Source organism: Pseudomonas sp. BF-R-24 (genome assembly GCF_019947335.1).
GTDB lineage: Bacteria > Pseudomonadota > Gammaproteobacteria > Pseudomonadales > Pseudomonadaceae > Aquipseudomonas > Aquipseudomonas jessenii.
The window spans coordinates 1-1,445 of sequence record NZ_JAGYGG010000088.1; the positions used below are offsets into that span (position 1 = coordinate 1).

1 protein-coding gene and 1 pseudogene are annotated in these 1,445 nt (G+C 59.3%); one reads left to right on the forward strand and one right to left on the reverse strand.

The window, feature by feature from the left end; translation table 11 throughout:
* Positions 1-1,055 (reverse strand): thiamine pyrophosphate-binding protein (locus KGA98_RS28380; protein ID WP_263287952.1); only part of this gene is annotated, 1,055 nt, incomplete at its 3' end.
* A 268-nt stretch (positions 1,056-1,323) separates the two neighbouring features.
* On the opposite strand from KGA98_RS28380, the pseudogene KGA98_RS28385 reads away from it, so the two are divergent.
* Positions 1,324-1,445: pseudogene (locus KGA98_RS28385) on the forward strand (heme-binding protein); the annotation flags it as partial.

Sequence of the window (1,445 nt, forward strand, 5' to 3'; positions counted from 1 at the left end):
CAGTCTTGCAACCAGGCGCTGCGGTTCTTCAGCTTGCCGGCGGCTTGCCATTCGCGAGCGACTTCGATGAACACGGTCAGCGCGGCGGCAGCGTCGGAAACGATGCCCAGGTCCGGGGTGAACACGCGGCCGATCTGGGTCGGTTCGATATCAACATGAATGAACTTGCGGCCTTCGGTGTACACGTCAACGGAACCGGTATGACGGTTGGCCCAGCGGTTGCCTACGCCCAGAACCACGTCGGACTTGAGCATGGTGGCGTTGCCGTAGCGGTGCGACGTCTGCAAGCCAACCATGCCTACCATCAACGGGTGATCGTCCGGGATGGCGCCCCAGCCCATCAGGGTCGGGATCACTGGAATACCGGTCAGTTCGGCGAACTCCACCAGCAGATCGGCGGCATCGGCATTGATGATGCCGCCACCGGCCACCAGCAATGGACGCTCGGCCTGATCCAGCATGGCCAGGGCCTTTTCAATCTGGACGCGGGTAGCGCTCGGCTTGGCCAATGGCAGTGGCTGGTAGGCGTCGATGTCGAATTCGATTTCGGCCATCTGCACGTCGAACGGCAGGTCGATCAGCACCGGGCCCGGACGGCCGGAGCGCATTTCATAGAAAGCTTTCTGGAACGCGTAAGGCACCTGGCCCGGTTCCATGACGGTGGTCGACCACTTGGTGACTGGCTTGACGATGGTGGTGATATCGACAGCCTGGAAGTCTTCCTTGTGCATACGGGCGCGGGGTGCCTGGCCTGTGATGCAGAGGATTGGAATCGAGTCGGCCGAGGCGCTGTAGAGCCCGGTGACCATGTCGGTACCGGCAGGGCCGGAAGTGCCGATGCACACGCCGATGTTGCCGGCCTTGGTGCGGGTGTAGCCCTCGGCCATGTGCGAGGCGCCTTCAACGTGGCGAGCGAGTACGTGATCGATGCCGCCGACCTTTTGCAGGGCGGAGTACAACGGGTTGATGGCGGCACCCGGGATGCCAAAAGCGGTATCGACCCCTTCGCGGCGCATCACCAGAACGGCGGCTTCGATTGCTCTCATTTTGCTCATGGTTTTGTGCCTCTTTACGTTTTGTAATTGTATACAAGTGGCTTTGCGCAGAGTGTATTCACGGCGGACGGCGCAGGTCAATCCATTTTCTCAAGCGCTTGTTTCATTCGTCGGAAGCCCGTTCTGCTGTGGCTTTTCGTCGCATGTGGCGCCTTTCGATGATTATTGTATACAAAAAAATAATTCATTGTGTTCTATTTGTTGCATCGGGCTGCGGCACAACGGCGCAGTCCACCGACTTTCCGAAAAACAAAATGAGGACGGCACCATGAGCGCTTTAACCTTGAAAGTCGCAGTCAACCTGGTCAACGAGGCCATCACCGCCGGGCGTGCAATCTCTGCGGCACCCTTGACCATTGCGGTACTGGATGCCGGCGGGCATCTGATCAC